This window comes from Pseudomonas sp. QTF5 (assembly GCF_000512695.2).
Classification (GTDB): domain Bacteria; phylum Pseudomonadota; class Gammaproteobacteria; order Pseudomonadales; family Pseudomonadaceae; genus Aquipseudomonas.
In genome coordinates this window covers 90,371-105,905 of the sequence record NZ_AZRW02000006.1, presented here as the reverse complement: position 1 = coordinate 105,905, position 15,535 = coordinate 90,371, and the positions used below count along the sequence as shown (strand labels likewise).

General features: G+C 57.9%; 15 protein-coding genes and 1 pseudogene. 5 read left to right on the top strand and 11 right to left on the bottom strand.

Going from position 1 to position 15,535, the window contains the following annotated elements; all coding sequences use genetic code 11:
• Positions 1 to 25 precede the first annotated feature (25 nt).
• The 3 genes from yjiA to IC37_RS07010 form a co-directional block, all read right to left on the bottom strand.
• A complete protein-coding gene (yjiA, locus tag IC37_RS07020; protein WP_030129474.1) occupies positions 26 to 997 on the bottom strand; it encodes a GTPase in 972 nt (323 codons plus the stop codon).
• A gap of 164 nt (positions 998 to 1,161) precedes the next feature.
• Positions 1,162 to 1,359, bottom strand: a complete 198-nt coding sequence (locus IC37_RS07015; RefSeq protein WP_007895266.1) for a YbdD/YjiX family protein — start codon at positions 1,357 to 1,359, stop codon at positions 1,162 to 1,164.
• 14 nt (positions 1,360 to 1,373) lie between these two features.
• Positions 1,374 to 3,443: a carbon starvation CstA family protein gene (locus IC37_RS07010; protein WP_030129475.1), complete on the bottom strand. Its 2,070-nt coding sequence runs from the start codon at positions 3,441 to 3,443 to the stop codon at positions 1,374 to 1,376.
• A 158-nt stretch (positions 3,444 to 3,601) separates the two neighbouring features.
• Between IC37_RS07010 and IC37_RS07005 the strand changes: the two genes are divergently transcribed.
• Positions 3,602 to 3,970 carry a PilZ domain-containing protein gene (locus IC37_RS07005; protein ID WP_030129476.1) on the top strand — a complete coding sequence of 123 codons (369 nt, stop codon included), beginning with the start codon at positions 3,602 to 3,604 and terminating at the stop codon, positions 3,968 to 3,970.
• A gap of 131 nt (positions 3,971 to 4,101) precedes the next feature.
• Here the strand turns inward: IC37_RS07005 and radA are convergent, their stop codons facing one another.
• Both radA and IC37_RS30065 read right to left on the bottom strand, forming a co-directional pair.
• Positions 4,102 to 5,469: a DNA repair protein RadA gene (gene radA / locus IC37_RS07000; protein ID WP_030129477.1), complete on the bottom strand. Its 1,368-nt coding sequence runs from the start codon at positions 5,467 to 5,469 to the stop codon at positions 4,102 to 4,104.
• A 181-nt stretch (positions 5,470 to 5,650) separates the two neighbouring features.
• A pseudogene (locus tag IC37_RS30065) lies at positions 5,651 to 6,257 on the bottom strand (catalase); the annotation flags it as partial.
• A gap of 86 nt (positions 6,258 to 6,343) precedes the next feature.
• Between IC37_RS30065 and mscL the strand changes: the two are divergent.
• The gene (mscL, locus tag IC37_RS06990) at positions 6,344 to 6,763 is read left to right on the top strand and encodes a large-conductance mechanosensitive channel protein MscL (RefSeq protein WP_030129479.1); all 420 of its coding nucleotides are present in this window, start codon (positions 6,344 to 6,346) and stop codon (positions 6,761 to 6,763) included.
• Positions 6,764 to 6,800: 37 nt separating this feature from the next.
• On the opposite strand, the gene IC37_RS06985 is transcribed toward mscL, so the two are convergent.
• Positions 6,801 to 7,577: a ferredoxin--NADP reductase gene (locus IC37_RS06985; protein WP_030129480.1), complete on the bottom strand. Its 777-nt coding sequence runs from the start codon at positions 7,575 to 7,577 to the stop codon at positions 6,801 to 6,803.
• A gap of 296 nt (positions 7,578 to 7,873) precedes the next feature.
• Between IC37_RS06985 and IC37_RS06980 the strand changes: the two genes are divergently transcribed.
• Both IC37_RS06980 and IC37_RS06975 read left to right on the top strand, forming a co-directional pair.
• Positions 7,874 to 8,584, top strand: a complete 711-nt coding sequence (locus IC37_RS06980) for an autoinducer binding domain-containing protein (RefSeq protein WP_030129481.1) — start codon at positions 7,874 to 7,876, stop codon at positions 8,582 to 8,584.
• Positions 8,585 to 8,775: 191 nt separating this feature from the next.
• Entirely contained in the window at positions 8,776 to 9,900 is a 1,125-nt protein-coding gene (locus IC37_RS06975) for a methyltransferase (RefSeq protein WP_030129482.1), read from the top strand.
• Between the two features lie 70 nt (positions 9,901 to 9,970).
• Here IC37_RS06975 and IC37_RS06970 read toward each other — a convergent pair whose 3' ends face one another.
• From IC37_RS06970 to IC37_RS06960, 3 genes are read right to left on the bottom strand one after another with little or no spacing between them, the layout of a single operon-like run.
• Complete coding sequence (locus tag IC37_RS06970) at positions 9,971 to 10,138, bottom strand: DUF2474 domain-containing protein (RefSeq protein WP_177409384.1); 168 nt, start codon at positions 10,136 to 10,138, stop codon at positions 9,971 to 9,973.
• Between the two features lie 54 nt (positions 10,139 to 10,192).
• Entirely contained in the window at positions 10,193 to 11,200 is a 1,008-nt protein-coding gene (gene cydB / locus IC37_RS06965) for a cytochrome d ubiquinol oxidase subunit II (RefSeq protein WP_030129483.1), read from the bottom strand.
• Between the two features lie 3 nt (positions 11,201 to 11,203).
• Positions 11,204 to 12,646 carry a cytochrome ubiquinol oxidase subunit I gene (locus IC37_RS06960; RefSeq protein ID WP_030129484.1) on the bottom strand — a complete coding sequence of 481 codons (1,443 nt, stop codon included), beginning with the start codon at positions 12,644 to 12,646 and terminating at the stop codon, positions 11,204 to 11,206.
• 521 nt (positions 12,647 to 13,167) lie between these two features.
• On the opposite strand from IC37_RS06960, the gene IC37_RS06950 reads away from it, so the two are divergent.
• Positions 13,168 to 14,406, top strand: coding sequence for an MFS transporter (locus IC37_RS06950; protein WP_030129485.1), 1,239 nt, complete (start codon positions 13,168 to 13,170; stop codon positions 14,404 to 14,406).
• A 21-nt stretch (positions 14,407 to 14,427) separates the two neighbouring features.
• On the opposite strand, the gene IC37_RS06945 is transcribed toward IC37_RS06950, so the two are convergent.
• Entirely contained in the window at positions 14,428 to 14,979 is a 552-nt protein-coding gene (locus IC37_RS06945) for a DJ-1 family glyoxalase III (RefSeq protein WP_030129486.1), read from the bottom strand.
• A 67-nt stretch (positions 14,980 to 15,046) separates the two neighbouring features.
• Entirely contained in the window at positions 15,047 to 15,502 is a 456-nt protein-coding gene (locus tag IC37_RS06940) for a DUF4879 domain-containing protein (protein ID WP_030129487.1), read from the bottom strand.
• Between the last annotated feature and the right edge of the window lie 33 nt (positions 15,503 to 15,535).

The window sequence follows — 15,535 nt, the reverse complement described above, 5'->3', positions numbered from 1 at the left end:
TCAAACACGCTGAAGATATCCGATTTTAACCGGCTGCGACCCGCGCAAACCCCTCACGAATTTTCTCTTCCGGCAAATCATCGGCAATGAACACGATCACGCTTTCGCGTGTTTCATCATCGGCCCATTCCGTATCCCAGTCGAAACCATACAACTTCAGCACGCCTTGAAACACCATGCGCCGCGGTTCGCCAAGGATGTTCAAAACACCTTTGTATCGCAGCAGTTGCTTGCCATGGTCTTCCAGCAGTTCGTTCATGAACTCACTGAGCTTGTCGATATCCAGCGGCTTGTCGGTGCGCAACACCAGGCTGGAAATACGGTCGATGGACGGCGCCTTGCTCACTGGACGCAGACTCATTCCACCGCCGAGATCGGCATTGAGGTTGAAGCCACGCACGTCGAGCAGTTCTGCCAGATCAATCTTGCCGTGTTCGACCAGGCGTATCGGCGCGCGACGGTTGATGCGGGTCAGGCGCTCGCTGAGAGCGGTGAAGGTCGGCTCGTCCACCAGATCCCGTTTGCTTACCAGCAAGCGGTCGGCGAAACCGATTTGTGCCTGGGCGATCGTCTGGGTCAGGTGATGTTCGGCATGCTTGGCGTCGACCAGGGTGATGATGCCATCGAGGATGTAGCGCTCACGCAGTTCTTCGTCGATGAAAAAGGTCTGCGCCACCGGGGCCGGATCGGCCAGGCCGGTGCATTCGATGACCAGACGATCGAAGGCGATTTCGCCGCTGTCCAGGCGTTCGAGCAGCAGGTACAGCGCCTTGGTCAAATCAGTGTGGATGGTGCAACAGACGCAGCCGTTGGACAGTGTCATCACTTGCACCGGCTCGTCGCCCAACAGTTGGGTGTCGATACCGGCGTCACTGAATTCGTTTTCGATCACGGCGATTTTCAGGCCGTGCTCGGCTTTGAGCAGATGGCGCAGCAGCGTGGTTTTTCCCGCGCCGAGAAAGCCGCTGAGGATTGTTACTGGAATGGGAGAGGACAAACGCAAGTCTCCTGTTTTCACAAAATTAAAAAACAAACACAAAGCAAATGTGGGAGCGGGCTTGCTCGCGAAGAGGTCGTGTCAGTCGACATTAATGTTGAATGACATACCGTTTTCGCGAGCAAGCCCGCTCCCACAGGGTTTGCATCAACCTGGCTGTCGGGTCAACAGCACTTCGGTCCACCCTTGCCACCGTAACGGGCTTCCTGACGTTCGCGAAAGAACATCTCGTAGCTCATCACCGGTTTGTCCGGGTGTTTGGTTTGCATATGCTCGACGTAGTTGTCGTAGTCGGGCATGCCGACCATCAGGCGCGCGGCCTGACCGAGGTATTTACCGAGGCGACTCAGGTCATTGAACATGGTGCAATCCTCGATTACGCATCCGGCTGAGCCTGGAACGGCGATTCTTTATCCGTACGTTCTTTGGTACCCCAAGCGGCAATGCCAACCTTGAGCGCATAGAACAGGATGCTGAACACCACAAACAGGAACAGCGCGGTCAGCGTTGCGTTGGTGTAGGCGTTATAGATCACATGCTGCATCTGCTCGATGCTCTTGGCCGGGGCCAGAATCTGCCCGTTGGCCAACGCATCGCTGTATTTCTTCGCCAGCGCCAGGAAGCCGATGGCCGGGTTGGCGTCGAACAGTTTGATGAAGCCTGCGGTGGTGGTGCAGATCAGCAGCCACACCGCTGGCAGCATGGTCACCCAGACGTAGCGTTGGCGCTTCATTTTGATCAGCACGACGGTCGCCAGCATCAGCGCGATTCCGGCCAGCATCTGGTTGGAGATACCGAACAATGGCCACAAGGTGTTGATGCCACCCAGTGGGTCGATCACACCTTGGTACAGCAGGTAACCCCACATCGCCACGCAACCGGCCGTTGCGATCAGGTTGGCGGTCCAGGACTCGGTGCGCTTCAGCGCCGGCACGAAGGAGCCGAGCAAATCCTGCAACATGAAACGCCCCGCACGGGTGCCGGCGTCGACCGCGGTCAGGATGAACAGCGCTTCGAACAGGATCGCGAAGTGGTACCAGAACGCCATGGTGTTTTCACCCGGCAACACACTGTGCAGGATTTGCGCAATACCGACCGCCAGGGTCGGTGCACCGCCGGCGCGGGCCAGGATGGTGGTTTCTCCGATGTCCTTGGCCACCGCTTGCAGCGCTTCCGGGGTAATCGCGAAACCCCAGCCGCTGACAGCTTGTGCCACAGCCACCACGTCACCGCCGACGACCGCTGGCGGGCTGTTCATGGCGAAGTACACACCCGGCTCGATCACCGAAGCGGCAACCATGGCCATGATTGCCACGAAGGACTCCATCAGCATGCCGCCGTAACCGATGTAACGGGCGTTAACCTCGTTATCCAGCAACTTCGGTGTGGTGCCGGAGGAAATCAGCGCATGGAAACCCGACACCGCACCACAGGCGATGGTGATGAACAGGAACGGGAACAACCCACCTTTCCACACCGGCCCGGTGCCATCGATGAACTGGGTCAATGCCGGCATTTTCAGCTCGGGCATGGTGATCAGGATGCCGATCGCCAGCGCAACGATGGTGCCGATCTTCAGAAACGTTGACAGGTAATCGCGAGGGGCGAGGATCAGCCACACCGGCAGGACTGCGGCGACGAAACCGTAACCGATCAGCATCCAGGTGATCTGGATCCCGGTGAAGCTGAACGCCTTGGCCCACACCGGATCAGCGGCAATCTGCCCGCCCAGCCAGATCGAACCCAGCAGCAACGCCACGCCGATTACCGAGATTTCACCAATGCGACCCGGGCGGATGTAGCGCATGTAAATGCCCATGAACATCGCGATCGGGATGGTCGCCATCACCGTGAAAATCCCCCACGGGCTTTCGGCCAGGGCCTTGACCACGATCAGCGCCAGCACCGCGAGGATGATGATCATGATCAGGAAGCAGCCAAACAGCGCGATGGTCCCGGGGATGCGGCCCATTTCCTCACGGACCATGTCGCCCAGGGAACGACCGTTGCGGCGGGTGGACATGAACAGGACCATGAAGTCCTGAACCGCACCGGCCAGCACCACCCCGGCAATCAGCCACAGCGTACCGGGCAGGTAGCCCATCTGCGCCGCCAATACCGGGCCGACCAGCGGCCCTGCGCCAGCGATGGCTGCGAAGTGGTGACCGAAAAGGATGTGTTTGTTGGTCGGCACATAGTCCAGACCGTCATTGTTGAGCACGGCAGGTGTAGCCCGACGCGGATCGAGTTGCATCACGTTGTTAGCGATGAACAGGCTGTAGTAGCGGTACGCGACCAGATAAATGGCCACCGCGGCGACCACAATCCACAAGGCATTGATGGCCTCGCCTCGGCGCAATGCCACTACGCCCAGGGCGCACGCTCCCAGGATTGCCAGCAGCAGCCAGGGTAAGTGGCGTAGCAGGCCATTATTATTATTTTTCATTTTATGATTCCAGCCAGAGTGGACAAGAAAGAAAGCCATCCGGAGTTTAGCGCTACTGACGGCAAAGGCCATACCCCGACATTGATCCAGGACCCGTCTTGGCTGGCAGGCTTCAACAATGCGGGTCTATAGTCAGCGGACATTCAGAGGATCGCGCCATGAGTGACCAACCTGCTGATCGCCGCCGCTTCAAACGTATTGCGTTCGATGCCCGAACCGAGCTGAGCCAGGGGGAATTCATCTGGCCGGTAAAGTTGATCGACTTGTCACTCAAGGGGCTGCTTATCGAGAAGCCCGAGCCGTGGCTGGGTAATCCAGACTGGCATTTCCTGGTTGATATTCATCTTAACGAAGACGTCGAGATCAAGATGGATGTGATGTTGACCCACGACGACCATGGTCAACTCGGGTTTGTCTGCAAACACATCAGCCTGGAATCGATTGAGCGCCTGCGGCGATTGATCGAGTTCAATCTGGGAGATCCCGAGGAACTGGAGCGCGAATTGGGCGCACTGATCGAAATATGACGGCCCGACACTGATCCAATGTGGGAGCGGGCTTGCTCGCGAAGGCGGTGGAACAGCCAACATTGATGTTGGCTGTGATGGCCTCTTCGCGAGCAAGCCCGCTCCCACAGGGTTCGTGTCCGGTTTACCAGCTATTCAAACAATGCGTCGAGCGCCTGCTCCAGGCGCGTCACAGCAATAATCTGCAACCCCGGCGGCGCCTCTTTCGGCGCGTTGCCCTTGGGCACGATAGCGCGCTTGAAGCCGTGTTTGGCCGCCTCTTTCAAGCGTTCCTGGCCACTCGGCACCGGGCGCACTTCACCTGACAAGCCGACTTCGCCGAACACCAGCAGATCATGGGGCAGCGGCCGGTTGCGCAAACTGGACATGACCGCCGCCATCAGCGCCAGGTCAGATGCTGTTTCCAGTACCTTCACTCCGCCAACCACGTTGAGGAACACATCCTGGTCGTGGGTCGGAATGCCGCCGTGGCGATGCAAAACCGCCAACAACATGGCCAAGCGATTTTGATCCAGTCCGAGCGTTACCCGCCGCGGATTGGCCAGATGACTGTCATCCACCAACGCCTGGACTTCCACCAGCATCGGCCGGGTGCCTTCCCACGTGGCCATGACCACACTGCCCGGGACTTCTTCCTGGGCGCGGGTCAGAAAAATCGCCGAGGGGTTGGAGACTTCTTTCAGGCCCTTGTCGGTCATACCGAACACGCCCAATTCATTCACCGCGCCGAAACGGTTTTTCACCGCCCGCAGCAGACGCAGACGCCCATCGGATTCGCCTTCGAAATACAGAACAGTATCGACCATGTGCTCCAGCACTCGGGGACCGGCCAGCGCACCCTCTTTGGTGACATGGCCCACGAGGAAAATCGCCGTGCCGCTTTGTTTGGCGTAACGCACCAGCAACGCCGCACTTTCGCGCACCTGGGAAACGCCCCCCGGAGCCGATTGCAGTTGCTCGGTGAAAATCGTCTGGATCGAGTCGATCACCATCACCTTGGGCTTTTCCTGCCGGGCGGTGGCGATGATGGTTTCGATGCAGGTTTCGGTCATTACCCGCAATTGATCCTGAGGTAAACCCAGGCGCCGGGCACGCATGGCCACTTGTTGCTGAGACTCTTCGCCGGTGACGTACAGCGCCGACATGCTCTTGGCGAGGTTGCACAAGGTTTGCAACAAAATGGTCGACTTGCCGATGCCGGGATCACCACCGATCAACACCACCGAGCCATCCACCAGGCCGCCGCCCAGAACGCGATCCAGCTCGCTGGATGCCGTGGAGAAACGTGGAATCTCTTCAACGCTGACTTCGGCCAGGGTCTTGATCTGCGCCTGCTGGCCGGTCCAACCGGTGCGACCGCTGGGGGCTGCGGCGCCGCCACTCTCCACCATGGTTTCGGTCAGCGTGTTCCAGGCCCCGCATTCGCCGCACTGGCCGGCCCACTTGGGGAAGGTTGAGCCGCACTCCGTGCAGCCGTACATGCGCTTGGCCTTGGCCATCTGAACTCCCGGCAAAAACCGCGATGATAGCTCAGCTGACGCAGATCAGCGCGGCACTGTTGCCCCGGCGGATCTTCGGCGTCATGTCCAGACGGAACTTCGCATGAGGTCCCGTTTCAGGCAGATGGGTCAGTCGACCAGTTTGGCCGCCAGCGCCTTGACCCGAGCCAGATCACCTTTGATACGAGAACACTCGCCGTTGCAACAAGCGATCTTCCGAAGGTTCGATACCCGGAACTAAATTGGCCGGAGCATGGCCACTTGTTCGGTTTCCTGGAATACATTCGCCGGATTACGGTTCAACACCCTACGTCCAACTTTTCGTTCAACAATACCGGGCCAGATCTTGATGGCGCCCAATGGATCGAAATCAAACTTGTACAAGTCTTGCGAACTTAGAACCTGGACGTACAAGTCCCACTTCGCAAACGCCTCCTTATTATTCAGCCACCCAGTCGTTGGTCATATGACAGTAATCTTGACCTTGAACCTTGATAACTTCTTTAGGGTCGAGGTTTTTTATCCCCTGTAAACTTTTCCAGTAAAACTTCACATAGTGCACATCGCCTTTGGCGGTCAAAACGCTGCAGCTTCTGGATCAGTTGTACGTCTTGCAACAGCACCGGATCGGTCGCGCCAACGGTGTGCGAGTTCTGGTTGTCGCCGACGGCGGCACCATTGTCGCGGGTCAGCGTCGCCGCGTTGACGCAGAAGGACAGGAGGCTGGCGGTCAGAATGCCGAAGGTACGACGGAGGGGAAAAGCCCCAGGGCCTAGGGGATTTGTCATGGAAGTTTCCTCTGGTCTTCAAGCAGCAGCCCTTAAGCTGATTTACACTGCGCTCACCAACCTAATCTGTAACAAGGAAATAACCCATGGGCGTGATAAGTGAGTTCAAGGCCTTCGCGGTCAAAGGTAATGTGGTCGACATGGCCGTGGGTATCATCATCGGCGCTGCCTTCGGCAAAATCGTTTCGTCGTTTGTTGGCGATGTGGTGATGCCGCCGATTGGCCTGCTGATCGGTGGAGTGGACTTCAGTGACCTGGCCGTTACGCTCAAGGCTGGCAATGGGGAGGTCCCGGCGGTGATGCTGGCGTACGGCAAGTTCATCCAGAGCCTGATCGACTTCGTCATCATCGCTTTCGCGATCTTCATTGCCGTCAAGGCCATCAACCGCCTGAAACGCGAAGAGGCCGTTGCGCCAACCCTGCCGCCGGTTCCGACCAAGGAAGAAGAGCTGCTGAGCGAGATCCGCGATCTGCTCAAGGCCCAGAACAATCGCCCTGATGACTGATTGCCGCGCACAAACGGCGCCTTCGGGCGCCGTTTGTTTACCAGTAGTTTTCCACCGCCACTTGGCCGGGGCGTCGACTGAGGCTCAAGTGCATTTCCCGTTGTTTCAGTAACTTGCGCGTGTCTTCGATCATCTGTGGATTACCGCAGAGCATCACCCGCGAATGCTCGGCCGTCAGCGCTACACCGGCAGTCCGTTCCAGCTCGCCAGTTTCTATGAGCCTGGTGATCCGCCCATTCAAGACACCCGGATGCTGCTCGCGGGTGACGGTGGCGATGAACTGCAGCTTGTGCGCATATTCGGCCAGATAGTCGCGCTGGGCCAGCCCTGCAATCAGCTCCTGATACGCCAGCTCCCGCGCTTCACGCACGCTGTAGACCAGGATGATGCGCTCGAATTTTTCCCAAACCTCGAAATCCTGCAGGATCGACAGAAACGGTGCCAGGCCCGTGCCTGTGGATAACAACCAGAGATCGCGCCCATCGACGAAGCGATCCAGCGTCAGATAACCAAAGGCCTGCCGGTCGACCAGCAGCGTATCGCCGACTGCCAGCCGACTCAGTTCACTGGTGAACTCCCCTCCCGGTACGACAATGGAGAAGAATTCAAGGAACTCGTCATAGGGTGAAGAGACCATCGAATAAGCCCGCCAAACCGTGCTGCCGTCGGCCTTGGCCACGCCCAGTCGGGCGAATTGCCCCGCGCGAAAACGAAAACCCGGATCCCTGGTGGTTCGCAGAGTGAACAAGTTTGGAGTCAGCGGCTGGACGTCAAGCAGCGTCTGGCGAGTGAACTTTTCTGCACTGGCAGTCATGAGTCGCTCCCTTCAACAGATGACGCCAGTGTCCCGCAAAGCAAGGGGGATAAACACCGGTGATTTGTAATGTCTTTCAGGCGCGTAACTAAACAGTAAAAAAATACAAAAAAATTACAACACGCATTTAGTCTGACTTTAAGTAATAAAAGCACTAAGAACCATTTAGGCAGTTTCGATTTTTTTCAAGAACGAAAAAATCCAGCACCCACGTAAGAATTATCCTACACTCGGGGTCGTGCCGGACCCTGGATCCAAATAAGCACCCATCAAAAAAGTTCTCCTGGAGTTGTCCAATGAAAGTGTGGAAGGAGTCACAGTTAATGCAGCTTTCTTACACTCAGAAAATAGAGACCGCGTACGAAATGTCACTCAATTTCGTTAAAAACCTTGGCTTTAATTTCTGTGCATTTTCAATCACATCCCAAGCACGAGGAACATACCGCCAAAAGATTAATCTGAATAATTACCCTGCCGAATGGAACACGAAATATGAACAAGAGCAGTTCAGTGAAATCGACCCAATACTAGCCCACTGCAATCATTCCGAATGGCCGATTCTTTGGCAGGAAGAGGTTTTCTCAAAGACACCAACGCTGCGGCAAGCACAAAAAAGGCAGGGTTTGCACTATGGCTGGTCCCAATCCGTTCATGACCAGAACGGGCTTTGCAGCATGTTGAGCCTGGCCAGAAGTCACTGCCCGATTACTACGAATGATCTGTATAAAAATCTGGGCTACGCAATGTTCATTGGCCACCATCTGCACGGGCTTGTCGCGAAAGGCCTGCCGGAGGCTTCGCCCAAGCCGAACAGCGTGCATCTGTCATCCCGAGAAGTCGAGGTGCTGAAATATTCGGCCGATGGCAAGACGGCAGGCGAGATTGCGATCATCCTTAGCCTGAGTGAAAGCACGGTGCAGTTCCATATCCGGGGCGCCATTCGCAAGCTCGGCGTCAACAACAAGATTGCCGCGGTGATCAGAGCAGCGAGAATGAGCGTTATCTGAAACCGTTCGAATCAGGTAATCCCTGCAAGTAATCCAGGCCAAAAAAACGTACCATCTGCGATCCGTCCTGAGTGATGCCGTGTGAAATGCCACGACGCAGTTTGCTCGGATGGTTCCGCCCGCTACAACGCACCTGAGCGCCGGGCCACTCGTTGATTATCCTCCGTTGACTACCCAGAGCCTCCCGCCTCATGCCTCTGCTCGAAACCCCCTTCGCTCAACTCGATCTGATCCGCCAGCCAGAACAGCAGAATGAACCGTTGCAAGCATTTGATGCCGCCGACGAATACCTGCTCAATCATCTGGCCGAGCAACAACCGGCAGCCGATACCCGAGTGCTGGTGCTCAACGACAGCTTCGGTGCTTTGGCCGCCAGCCTTGTGACCAAGGTTCGGGTGACCAGCAGCGGCGATTCGTTTCTGGCTTTTCAGGGGCTGGAAAAAAACTTGATACGCAACGGCCAGGCGTTTGATGCAGTGCCGAAGGTGCCTGCCAGCGAAGCGTTCGTCGGGCCGTTTGACCGGGTATTGATCCGGGTACCGAAAACCCTGGCCTTGCTGGAAGAGCAACTGATCCGGCTACAAGGGCAACTGGCTCCTGGCGCTCAAGTGATTGCGGCAGCGATGGTGAAACATTTGCCACGCGCTGCGGGCGATCTGCTGGAGCGTTACATCGGCCCGGTGCAAGCCTCGCTTGCCGTGAAGAAGGCTCGGCTGCTGATCGCCACATCCGAAGACAAAACCCCCGCTGTTTCCCCTTACCCGACCCGCTATCGACTCGACGCCCCTGCGATCGAACTGCTCAATCACGCCAATGTGTTCTGCCGCGAAGGGCTGGACATCGGTACGCGGGCCTTTTTGCCGCACTTGCCGAAGAACCTCGGCGCAGCACGAGTCGCCGATCTGGGGTGTGGTAATGGCGTGCTGGCGATCGCCAGTGCCCTGCAAAACCCTGAGGCCCACTACACTTTGGTGGATGAGTCGTTCATGGCCGTGCAATCGGCCGCTGAAAACTGGCGCACTGCGCTGGGTGATCGTGACGTGAGCGTGCGGGCCGGCGATGGTTTGGCAGAGCAGGAACCTCAATCCCTGGACGTGGTGTTGTGCAATCCGCCGTTTCACCAACAGCAAGTGGTCGGCGATTTCCTGGCCTGGCGGATGTTCCAGCAAGCGCGTGAATCGTTGGTGGTGGGCGGCGCGCTGTACATCGTCGGCAACCGTCACCTGGGTTATCACAGCAAGCTGGCGCGGTTGTTCCGCGGTGTCGAGCAAGTAGCGGCCACCCCCAAGTTCGTCATTCTCAAAGCACGCAAATAACCCCCCCAAAAAAAACCCTCCATGAAAGGAGGGTTATAAATCCGTGCCGCAAGGCAACGGGATGGGAATTTCAGTGAGTGCTCAGACCTGCGGCATTCATGAACATGCGCATCACCGTAGCTACGATGAACAGGGCCACGACGCTGCCGGTCCAGATCATCGCCAGCCAGCCTAATCGCTGCCAGAGCGGCTTTTTCTCTGCGGCTTCGATTTCCTGCAAATCAGGTTTGCCCGCCATCATCGCTTTCTCCTCTGCAACGGCGCAGGTATCAATCCTGCGCCGTAATCGTAGCTAGTGGTAACCATCTTCGTGGGTGACCTTGCCGCGGAATACGTAGTAGCTCCAGAAGGTGTAACCCAGGATGAACGGGATGATGAACAGCGTACCCACCAGCATGAAGCCCTGGCTTTGCGGCGGCGCGGCGGCGTCCCAGATCGAGATCGACGGCGGCACAATGTTCGGCCACAGGCTGATACCCAGACCGCTGTAGCCGAGGAAGATCAGTACCAGGGTCAGCAGGAATGGCGTGTAATGCGCATTTCGGGCCACCGCGCGAATCAGACCGTACAGGGTCACCAGCACCAGAATCGGTACCGGCAAGAACCAGAACAGATTCGGCAGGGTGAACCAGCGTGCAGCGATCTCAGCGTGGGCCAACGGTGTCCAGATACTGACAACGCCAATCACCGCCAGTAACACGAAGGCCAATGGCCGCGCCAGGTCATGCATCTGCTCCTGCAGCTTGCCTTCGGTCTTCATGATCAGCCAGGTGCAACCGAGCAGCGCATAAGCCACCACCAGCGCCGCGCCACAGAACATCGTGAACGGTGTCAGCCAGTCGAGTGAACCGCCGGCAAACTGACGATTGACTACCGGTAGCCCATCGATGAACGCACCCAACGCCACGCCCTGGAAGAAGGTTGCGGCGATCGAGCCACCGATGAATGCCTTGTCCCAGAGATGACGCTTGTCGTCCTTGGCCTTGAAGCGAAACTCAAAGGCCACACCGCGAAAAATCAGCCCGATCAGCATAAAAATCAGCGGCAGGTACAGCGCCGAGAGCACCACCGAATAGGCCAGCGGGAAGGCGCCGAACAATGCCGCGCCGCCCAATACCAGCCAGGTTTCGTTGCCGTCCCAGACCGGGGCGACGGTGTTCATCATGACGTCACGATCGCTCTTGCCCTTGATGAACGGGAAGAGAATCCCGATTCCCAGGTCAAAGCCGTCCATGACCACGTACATCATGATGCCGAAGATGATGATCACGGCCCAGATCAGCGGAAGATCAATACCCATGATTCAAATCTCCTTGTTCAGGCTGTGGCTGTGTTCGCCTTCACCGTTGTCGTCGTCGGCTGCAGACAGTGGACGGGCCGGTGTGCGTTGCTGGCCAGGGCCGCCTTCGTTGGTTTCCTTGCCTTCGTCGATCTTCGGCCCTTTGCGCACCAGACGCATCATGTAACCAAGACCGGCACCGAACAGCGCGAAATAGACCACAACGAACATGATCAAGGTGATGCTCATCTGCACGAAGCTGTGCCCGGAGGACGCGTCTGCCGTGCGCATCAAGCCGTAGACCACCCACGGCTGACGGCCGATTTCAGTGGTGAACCAGCCGGCGAGAATCGCGACCAGGCCGGACGGGCCCATCCACAACGCCAGGTACAGGAATGGACGTGAGGTATACAGCCTGTCGCGTTTGCGCAGCCACAGGCTCCACAAACCAGTGAAGATCATCAGCACGCCCAGGCCGACCATGATCCGGAACGACCAGAAGACGATGGTCGAATTCGGCCGGTCTTCAGGCGCGAATTCCTTGAGTGCCGGTACTTGCTTGTCCAGGCTGTGGGTCAGGATCAGGCTGCCCAGGTACGGAATCTCGACGGCAAATCTGGTTTTCTCGGCTTTCATGTCCGGCCAGCCGAACAGGATCAGCGGGGTCGGTTCATTGCCGACGTTTTCCCAGTGACCTTCGATCGCAGCGATTTTCGCCGGTTGATGCTTGAGCGTGTTGACGCCGTGGAAGTCACCGATAACCGCCTGGATAGGGGCAACGATCAGCGCCATCCACATCGCCATCGAGAGCATGGTGCGAATCGCCGGGTTGTCCTTGCCGCGCAGCAAGTGCCAAGCCGCCGACGAACCGACGAAGAAGGCCGTCGCAACGAACGCCGCCGTGGACATGTGCAACAGCCGGTAGGGGAACGACGGATTGAAAATAATCGCCAGCCAGTCCACCGGAATGACTTGGCCGTTGACGATTTCGTAGCCTTGCGGGGTCTGCATCCAACTGTTGGAGGCCAGAATCCAGAAGGTCGAAATAAGGGTGCCGATGGCCACCATGACCGTCGAGAAAAAGTGCAGCTTGCGTCCGACCTTGTTCCAGCCGAACAGCATGACGCCGAGGAAACCGGCCTCGAGGAAGAAGGCAGTGAGCACTTCATAGGTCAACAACGGCCCGGTCACGGAACCTGCGAAGTCCGAGAAACGACTCCAGTTGGTGCCGAACTGATAGGCCATGACCAAGCCGGAAACCACGCCCATGCCGAAGTTGACGGCAAAAATCTTCGACCAGAAATGGTACAGATCGCGGTAAGTGTCGTTGTGCGTCTTCAGCCACAGGCCTTCGAGCACCGCCAGGTAACTCGCCAGGCCAATGGTGATGGCCGGAAACAGGATGTGAAACGAAATGGTGAATGCGAACTGAATCCGGGCGAGATCGAGTGCCTCCAAACCGAACATAAGTCTTCCTCTGTCAGGTAATACTGGCTGAAGGCTTGCGGCCTGCACCCACTGCCCCCACGGATATGGCGAATTCGGATTCGTTCTTTTTTTACCATCATCACAACGTAGGGAATCTGGCCATCTGGCCGCCGGATCATTTCCACGAAGGGTCTTGATCTGGATCAAGCAACGTTGAAAGAGTAGTCGCATTTTTACCGATGGACGGTGTGGTCTTTTGCCGCGTGACAGGTTGCCTCATGGGTTTTGTCTTGAGCTGCAATACATTCCCGTGGCGAGGGAGCTTGCTCCCGCTCGGCTGCGCAGCAGTCGTAAAACCGGGTGATGCGATATGCCTGTGGGGATGGGGTAGCAGGTTCGGGACTGCTTCGCAGCCCAGCGGGAGCAAGCTCCCTCGCCACAGGGGATATAAGGGGCTGCGCAGATCGGTGTCTAGCTAACTAAATTTCCTAGCCCTGCAACTTCTGGTTACAGGTTGGTGATAATCTCGACCCTTCCCCTCCACCCAGACCTGCCTTCAGATGCCCAGCCAAGCGCCCCTGCTGTTACGTCATCACCGCCCGTTTATCGCGTTCTGGCTGGCTCGGGTGTTTACCGCCAGCGGTTTTCAGATGCTCACGGTGGCTATCGGCTGGAATCTGTATCAACTGACCGGCAATGTGCTCGATCTGGGCCTGGTGGGGCTGGTGGAATTTGCCCCTCGAGTGTTGTTCATGCTGCACACCGGGCACGTCGCAGATCGCTATGACCGGCGCAAGGTCGCGGCGATTTGTCAGTTCCTGCAGGCGCTGATTGCCCTGTCGCTAGCCATCGGTAGCGCGACCGACCATGTCACCCGGGAGATGATCTTCATCCTCGCGTTCCTGCTCGGCGCCGCCCGCTCCTTCGAAATGCCGACGACTCAGGCATTGCTGCCGAGCATCGTGCCCAGCGCGTTATTTCCCCGCGCGGTTGCTGCGGCGCAATCTGCACAACAATCCGCGACCATCGTCGCCCCGGCACTGGGCGGTTTGCTCTACGCCTTCGGCAGCGTTTGGGTGTACGGCCCGACGGTGATCCTTTACCTCATCGCTTGTGCGCTGATGCTCAACCTGCCGGCCCGGCAGACACCGTTGAACAAGGGCAAGGCCACCCTGGATTCGCTGCTGGCGGGCATCCGCTTCATTCGCAGTCGCCCGGACATTCTCGGGGCGATTTCCCTGGATCTGTTTGCCGTCCTGCTGGGTGGCGCGACCGCACTGCTGCCGGTGTTCGCCAAAGATATTCTGCTGACCGGCCCGTGGGGTCTGGGCCTGCTGCGTTCGGCCCCTGCGGTCGGGGCGCTGCTGATGTCGCTGTTTCTGGCGCGATTTGCCGTGGAGCGCAACGTCGGGCGGGTCATGTTCACGGCCGTGGGTGTATTCGGCGTGGCGACCATCGCTTTCGGCCTGTCGACTTCGTTCTGGTTTTCCCTCGCAGTACTGGTGGTATTGGGCGCGGCAGACATGATCAGCATGGTGATCCGCGCCTCATTCGTACAATTGGAAACCCCCGACGAAATGCGCGGCCGGGTCAGCGCTGTGAATGGCTTGTTCATCGGCGCTTCGAATCAGCTCGGCGAGTTCGAGTCCGGCCTGACGGCCCACTGGTTCGGCACTGTGCCAGCAGTGGTCATGGGCGGCATCGGCACGCTGATGGTGACCGGGGCCTGGATCAAGCTGTTCCCGACCCTGGCCAACCGCGACCGCATGCATGTGCCGGTGGAAGAGGTCAGGGCTTGACTCAGTTGTTCAGGGCACTCTTTAAACTACCAACTCCCTCGCCACCGTCGACCGCATGGCTTTGCCGCAGAGTTGCTCCACCAGCGTCAGCGCAAACTCCAACGCGGCGCCTGAACCCTGAGCAGTGATGCAGTTGCCATCGACCACCACCGGTTGATCGATGAAGTTACAACCTGACAGTTGATTGCTGACCGTAGGCAAGCAAGTCATGCGCCGCTGACGCAAAACGCCAAAGGTTTGCAGCGAGAGTGCCGGAGATTCGGCAATACCGGCGAACAGGCGCCCGGCTGCGGACTGGTCCTTGATCAATTGTTGCAGGGGTTGGTGAGCCGCCAAATGTTGCGCCCCCACGGCACCGCCGGGCAGCACGATCAGGTCGAACGGCTGGGCCAGCAAATCCACCAACATCGCATCGGCAGTCAAGCGGGTGCCGCGAGCGCAAGTGAGCATGCGCCGTGCCTCGATGCTGGCCACCACCACTTCAACCTTGGCGCGGCGCAGCACATCGATCAGGGTCACGGTTTGCAGATCGTCGATGCCCTCGGCGAGGGTAATCAGGGCTCTAAAGGTCATGGGCGCGGTCCACAGAATAATCTTTAAAGCGTAGTCAGCTTTCCTGACCCTTGTTCGAGGCCAGCCGTTACTTGATGTAAAGCTGCGTCGACATCGTGTTCCCGGGCGCGTTGATCGAGGTATTGCGGAAGGTGAAGCTGCCGCCCTGCTTGCCCGCCAGGCTGAAGATGTACAGATAGCCGACGGTTTTTTTCCCGGCGGAACACTCAGTCAAGTTGCCGGTATCAAAAGCACAGACAGGGGTTCGGGTGCCGTCCACTTTGAATCCGTCCAGCGCAACATGAGGCTCGCGACCGTAGCCGACCTCCAGCACGTAAACCTTGATGTTCGGGCCACTGTGGTTGCAGCGCGTCCAGTCCTGAGCGGCTGCAATATCTTCAAATCCACAGGATGGCGATTCGACCTTGAGCACCTTCACCTGGCTCAACGGTGGCGCCGTGGCCGCAATGGCTGTTTGCGCTCCGATGAAACAGGTGAGCAGCAACCCAAATGCCGCTATCACACGCTTATTAATGCAATACATATCTACCCCCTCCCTCCCCCAAAAAAACAGCGC

Bases quoted from the DNA above. Each gene is read 5' to 3' on its own strand.
- IC37_RS07015 (WP_007895266.1), bottom strand. From the start codon at position 1,359: ATGTTCAATGACCTGAGTCGCCTCGGTAAATACCTCGGTCAGGCCGCG.
- IC37_RS07010 (WP_030129475.1), bottom strand. From the start codon at position 3,443: ATGAAAAATAATAATAATGGCCTGCTACGCCACTTACCCTGGCTGCTG.
- IC37_RS07005 (WP_030129476.1), top strand. From the start codon at position 3,602: ATGAGTGACCAACCTGCTGATCGCCGCCGCTTCAAACGTATTGCGTTC.
- radA (WP_030129477.1), bottom strand. From the start codon at position 5,469: ATGGCCAAGGCCAAGCGCATGTACGGCTGCACGGAGTGCGGCTCAACC.
- mscL (WP_030129479.1), top strand. From the start codon at position 6,344: ATGGGCGTGATAAGTGAGTTCAAGGCCTTCGCGGTCAAAGGTAATGTG.
- IC37_RS06985 (WP_030129480.1), bottom strand. From the start codon at position 7,577: ATGACTGCCAGTGCAGAAAAGTTCACTCGCCAGACGCTGCTTGACGTC.
- IC37_RS06980 (WP_030129481.1), top strand. From the start codon at position 7,874: ATGAAAGTGTGGAAGGAGTCACAGTTAATGCAGCTTTCTTACACTCAG.
- IC37_RS06975 (WP_030129482.1), top strand. From the start codon at position 8,776: ATGCCTCTGCTCGAAACCCCCTTCGCTCAACTCGATCTGATCCGCCAG.
- IC37_RS06970 (WP_177409384.1), bottom strand. From the start codon at position 10,138: ATGGCGGGCAAACCTGATTTGCAGGAAATCGAAGCCGCAGAGAAAAAG.
- cydB (WP_030129483.1), bottom strand. From the start codon at position 11,200: ATGGGTATTGATCTTCCGCTGATCTGGGCCGTGATCATCATCTTCGGC.
- IC37_RS06960 (WP_030129484.1), bottom strand. From the start codon at position 12,646: ATGTTCGGTTTGGAGGCACTCGATCTCGCCCGGATTCAGTTCGCATTC.
- IC37_RS06950 (WP_030129485.1), top strand. From the start codon at position 13,168: ATGCCCAGCCAAGCGCCCCTGCTGTTACGTCATCACCGCCCGTTTATC.
- IC37_RS06945 (WP_030129486.1), bottom strand. From the start codon at position 14,979: ATGACCTTTAGAGCCCTGATTACCCTCGCCGAGGGCATCGACGATCTG.
- IC37_RS06940 (WP_030129487.1), bottom strand. From the start codon at position 15,502: ATGTATTGCATTAATAAGCGTGTGATAGCGGCATTTGGGTTGCTGCTC.